5 protein-coding genes are annotated in these 4,868 nt (G+C 71.5%); 1 reads left to right on the forward strand and 4 read right to left on the reverse strand.

Going from position 1 to position 4,868, the window contains the following annotated elements; translation table 11 throughout:
* Positions 1–111 precede the first annotated feature (111 nt).
* Entirely contained in the window at positions 112–744 is a 633-nt protein-coding gene (locus HUV06_RS14615) for a YggS family pyridoxal phosphate-dependent enzyme (protein WP_371811087.1), read from the reverse strand.
* A gap of 74 nt (positions 745–818) precedes the next feature.
* On the opposite strand from HUV06_RS14615, the gene HUV06_RS14620 reads away from it, so the two are divergent.
* Entirely contained in the window at positions 819–1,454 is a 636-nt protein-coding gene (locus HUV06_RS14620) for a thiamine phosphate synthase (protein WP_174301983.1), read from the forward strand.
* On the opposite strand, the gene HUV06_RS14625 is transcribed toward HUV06_RS14620, so the two are convergent.
* The 3 genes from HUV06_RS14625 to HUV06_RS14635 are packed head-to-tail and all read right to left on the reverse strand — an operon-like array spanning position 1,441 to position 4,756.
* The gene (locus tag HUV06_RS14625) at positions 1,441–2,532 is read right to left on the reverse strand and encodes a glycosyltransferase (protein WP_174301984.1); all 1,092 of its coding nucleotides are present in this window, start codon (positions 2,530–2,532) and stop codon (positions 1,441–1,443) included. The genes HUV06_RS14620 and HUV06_RS14625 overlap by 14 nt on opposite strands.
* Positions 2,529–3,629 (reverse strand): glycosyltransferase, encoded by a 1,101-nt coding sequence (locus tag HUV06_RS14630; RefSeq protein WP_174301985.1) that lies wholly within the window; start codon positions 3,627–3,629, stop codon positions 2,529–2,531. The genes HUV06_RS14625 and HUV06_RS14630 overlap by 4 nt, the downstream gene beginning before the upstream one ends.
* Positions 3,626–4,756, reverse strand: a complete 1,131-nt coding sequence (locus HUV06_RS14635; RefSeq protein ID WP_174301986.1) for a glycosyltransferase — start codon at positions 4,754–4,756, stop codon at positions 3,626–3,628. The genes HUV06_RS14630 and HUV06_RS14635 overlap by 4 nt, the downstream gene beginning before the upstream one ends.
* Between the last annotated feature and the right edge of the window lie 112 nt (positions 4,757–4,868).

The raw sequence follows: 4,868 nt of genomic DNA on the forward strand, positions 1-4,868 counted from the left end.
CACGGCGGCGGCCATGGCGGCGGTCACAAGAGCAGCGGCTGCGGCTGCAAGAAGTAACGGACCAGAGGCCTTTGTCCGGCGGCGGACGGAAACGTTCGCCGCCGTCTTGCGTCACCGCGCGCCGAACAGGGCCGAGCCCACCCGCACCGAGGTCGCGCCAAACCGGATGGCGGTCTCGTAGTCGGCGCTCATGCCCATGGAGAGCTGGGTCAGCCCATTGCGCGCGGCGATGTCGGCCAGCAGGGCGAAGTGCGGACCCGCCGCCTCGCCCTGGGGCGGGATGCACATCAGGCCCTCGACCGGCAGGCCGTACGCATCGCGCGCCCTGGCGATGAAGGCGTCGGCTTCCGGTGGCAGGACCCCAGCCTTCTGTGGCTCCTCGCCTGTGTTCACCTCCACATAAAGCCGTGGGGTGCGCCCGAGGGCGCCTGCGGCTTCGGCCAGGGCGCGGGCCAGCTTCTCCCTGTCCAACGTCTCAATGACGTCGAAGACGCCCACCGCCTCCTTGGCCTTGTTGGTCTGGAGCGGGCCGATGAGGCGCAGCTCCAGCGCGGGTTGCGCCAGGCGAAGCTCTCCCCAGCGCGCCTTCGCCTCCTGGACCCGGTTCTCGCCGAACACGCGCTGACCGGCGGCGAGGACAGGCGCGATCACCTCCCAAGGCTGCTGCTTGGACACCGCTGTCAGAGCCACGGACGCCGGATCACGGCCGGCGCTGCGTGCGGCTTCAACCATCCGCGAGCGCACCTGCACCCAGGCTTCCGCACCGGCCGGAACGGGCGGCTGGTCGGCGGCGGAAGAGGGCGCTAGCGTATCGGCCAATGTCTGTGTCCTGCGAGCTTGCGGCGCTGCACCGCGCGGCGGCGAGACTAGGCCGTCCCGCAAGGGAGCATAACGCCTGCGCCCTCCCGCCGCTCCTGATCCTGACCGATCCGAAGCGCACGCCCGACCCGCTGGCCCTCGCCCGGAGCCTCCCGTCCGGCGCCGCCCTGGTCTATCGCGCCTTCGGGGCGACGGATGCGGCGCGTGCGGCGGCGGCGCTCGCCAAGGTGGCCCGAACGCGGGGCTTGATCCTGCTGATCGGCGCGGACGCCACCCTGGCCCAGGCGTGCGGCGCAGACGGCGTGCACCTGCCTGAGCGGTTGGTCGTGCAGGCTCCGCGCCTTCGCGCGCGCTGGCCCGGCGTGCTGATCAGCGGAGCGGCGCACAGCCCCGGCGCGCTTCGCCGCGGGGCGGCGGCGGGTCTGGACGCCGCCCTGCTCTCGACCGTCTTTCCCAGCCGCAGCCCCTCAGCCGGACCGCCGCTCGGGCCGGTGCGACTTGCTCTCATGGTCCGACGCGCCGGGCTTCCGGTCTACGCACTGGGTGGGGTTGATCGCGCCACCCTGACAAGGCTGCAGGGGACCGGTGTGGCAGGCGCCGCCCTCGTCGGCGCAGCGAGCCTCAGGCCGCGATGAGGACCCGGCGGCGGCGTGCAGGCGCTGCGGCCGCTTCGTCCAGCAAGCGCTCCAGCGTTTCCGCGCGGGAGGCTGCGGTATGGACGGCAAGCACCTTGGCGCGGGCGGCGGCGGCGAAGCGGTCGCGGGCGGCGTCGTCGCAGGACAGGGCCTGGAGCACCTCGCCTGTCTCTTCAGCCAGGATGATCTCGACCTCGGGCGTGAACAGGGCGTCCAGTCCTGCCCAGCGATCGGAGATCACCGGCGTGGCGCAGGCGGCGGCCTCGAACAGGCGCACGCTCGGGCTCCAGCCAGCCTGGACCATGTCGCGGCGGGTGACGTTGAGGGTATACCGGCTGGCGGCGTAGAAGGCGGCGTGGTCAGCCGGCGCCACATGCTCGATCCGCTCGACGTTGTCGGGCCACGAGATGTCAGCCGGGTACTGCGGCCCCGCGACGGCGAAGCGCAGGTGGGGTGAGGCGTGCGCCGGTCCGATGAGCAGCCGCTCCAGAACCGGCTGGCGGTCAGGGCTATAGGTCCCAAGATAGCTGAGGTCCCATCGGCGGGGCGCCGCGAGGGGCTTGTACAGGGTCTCGTCCACCGAGCAGTACAGTGCGCGGGCGGCCGGCGAGCCATAGGTCTGCTCCAGCGAGTCCAGAGTGGGACCCCCGGTGAAGGACAGGTAGAGGTCGTAGCCGGCGATCAGCTCGGGGGAGACGTATTCGTGGTCGCCGCGCGCCAGCTTGGCCAGGGTGACGGGCGTGTCGATATCGTAGAAGGCTGCGACGCCGCGCGTCCAGGCCTGCACCCTGCGGCCGATCTCTACGCCTTCGGGCGTGTAGGAACCGACGATCACCGCGTCTGCCGCCGCGATCTCGCCTCTCCAGCGGTCCAGGCCGGCCAGGTCCGCATAGAATCGCAGCTGGCAGTACGGGGGTGTCCACAGGTCGCGCTCGGCGGCGTACCAGGGGGCTTCGCGTTCCAGGAACAGCACGTCATGGCCACGGGCGGCGAAGGCCTTCAGCAGGGCTCGATAAGTGGTGGCGTGGCCGTTGCCCCAGGAGGAGGAGAGGCTCAAGCCCAGGACGACGAGCTTCACGACGCCACGCGCGCGGCCTGCTTGCACGCCGCATGGGCGTGCAGCAGGGCGTCCACCTCCGCGCCCCGGCGGGTGTAGGTGTGTTCGGCGGTGATCCGCTCGCGAGCGGCTTCGCCGATGGTGCGGGCGCGCTGCGGGGTCAGGGCGGCGAGGTGGTCGGCCACGTCCTGGCCGTCGCGGGCGACCAGCACCTCCTCATCCGGCTGCAGGAACAGCCCGATACCCTCCCAGCTGTCGGTGATCAGGCAGCCGCCGGCGCCCGCCGCCTCGAACACGCGGGTGGCGGGCGAGAAGCCCATCGCCGCCATGCTGTCGCGCGCCACGTTCAGGACGGCGAGCGGCGAAGTGTTGAAGGCGTTGTGGTCGGCGGTGCCCACGTGGCCGACGGCCGTCACGTTGGAAGGCATGGCCTTGTCCTGCCATCCGCTGCCGCCGATCAAGAAGCGCTTGCCTGCAGACAGTTCGGCGGCGCGCAGAAAGAAGGCCTCGACCCGCGCCTCCCGGTCCGGCAGGCGGTTGGCCAGGAAGCCAAGGTCGGCGCAGAAGCGCGACTCCGGCGGGACCGGATGATGGGTGGTAGGATCGAGCGCATTGTAGATCGGCCGGCACAGCCGCGCGCCGAAAGCCTCGTAGGCGTCGACCACGGGCCGGCCCCCGCCATAGGTCAGCACCATGTCCAGCTGGGGCAGAGCGTTGCGGACGGGGTGGTCTGGGCCGGCATGGCGCATCTCCTCCAGTGTCGCCGCTGCGTCCACGTCCCAGAAGATGCGCAGCGCGTGCGGCCCGGCCTTGGCGAGCATGCCTTCCAGCAGCTCGTCGTCGAACACGCCCACGCCGCTGGCCTTGACCACCACGTCGGCCTGCCGCGCCTCGGCCAGCACTGACTGCAGGGCCTCCGGCGTGGCGTCATAGACGACGACCTTGGCCCAGTCGGGCGGGTCGAGGTCACGGTGCTTCTGCCGGTCGAAGGCGTCGGGCTCGTAGAAGGTGATGTCGTGCCCGCGCCCGGCCAGGTCGCGCAGCAGGCCGCGGTAGTAGGTGGCCGCCCCGTTCCAGTAGGCCGACAGCAGGCTCGAGCCGTAGAAGGCGATCTTCACGCGACGGTCTCCGGTTCGGGCGCGCGGCTGCGTGCAGGCAGGGCGTCAAGCGTGGCGAGCACCGCCATCAGCTCGTCCACCCGGTGGGCGCAGGTGTGGCGGGCGCGGATGGTCTCAAGTCCGCGGGCCACCAGCGAGGCGCGTAGGTCCGCATCCTCCCGCACTGCCGTCAGCGCCCGACGCATTTCGGCTTCATCCTCGGCGAACAGGAAGTCCTGGCCGTGGCGGAACAGCTGCTCGCTGTCGCGCCAGGGCGCCGAGACCAGGGGGATGCCGCAGGCCAGCGCCTCGAACACGCGGATGGTGGGGATGCCCGGCAGGAAGTCCACATAGAAGCGGCGGGGCACATGGACGGTGGCGAGGTGGCGCGCGAACAGGGCGGGCGCCGCGGCGTTGGGAGTCCAGCCGTGGTAGCGCACGCCGTAGCGCTCCAGCGTCCGCAGCGCGATCTCCGGGTAGCGCACGCCGTGGATGTCGAGAGGCAGTCCCACATCTCGCGCCGGGCGGAACAGGTAGCGCTCCAGCTCCGCGCTCCGCTCGTCGTCGCCCCAGTTGCCGACCCAGATCAGACCCTCCCGGCGGGCCTCCTGCGCAGGCGGATGGAACAGGCGCACATCGGCCGCCTCGTGCCAGGTAAACACGCGCCGTCCCCAGCCCCAGCGGCGATAGACCTGCGACAGCGTCTCGCCGAAGGCCAGGACGCCGTCATAGCCGTCCAGGTCGAAGGCGGTGATGGCCTGCGGATCGCTGACCGCGCGGTGATGGGTGTCGTGGAACAGCAGGGTGAAGCGGGCGCCACGTGCGCGCTGTCGGCCGAGGGCTGAGACCAGGGCGGGATCGTTCCATTCATGCACGATGACGAGCTCCGCGCCGTCTGTCAGTTCGGACAGGTCCGCGTCAGGTGCGAACTCCGTGGAGCTCAGCTCCGGATAGCCGGTTCGATAGGCGTCCAACCCCTCCTCGCCCGCATCGGCCAGCAAGTTGGCCAAGCTCCAGGCGCCTCGCGGCTCACAGGCCCGCACCGCGTGGCCGCGAGCGACCAGCTCGCGCAGCACGCCGCGCAGGAAGTGGGCGTTTCCGTGGTTCCAGCAGGAGGCCAGCGAGTGGGTGAAGTAGACCACTCTCATGCGGCGGCCTCCACCGGTGCGAAGACGGGGCTCAGACGGGCGTAGAGCTGGCGCGTGCCGCCGGCCATGGCCGCGGCGGTGTAGCGGGCCGCGCGGCGGCGGGCGGCCTCGC

Source organism: Caulobacter sp. S45, from assembly GCF_903642205.1.
GTDB lineage: Bacteria > Pseudomonadota > Alphaproteobacteria > Caulobacterales > Caulobacteraceae > CAHJWH01.

Excerpts from the sequence above, each read along its gene's own strand:
- HUV06_RS14635 (WP_174301986.1), bottom strand. The coding sequence starts at position 4,756 with ATGAGAGTGGTCTACTTCACCCACTCGCTGGCCTCCTGCTGGAACCAC.
- HUV06_RS14620 (WP_174301983.1), top strand. The coding sequence starts at position 819 with ATGTCTGTGTCCTGCGAGCTTGCGGCGCTGCACCGCGCGGCGGCGAGA.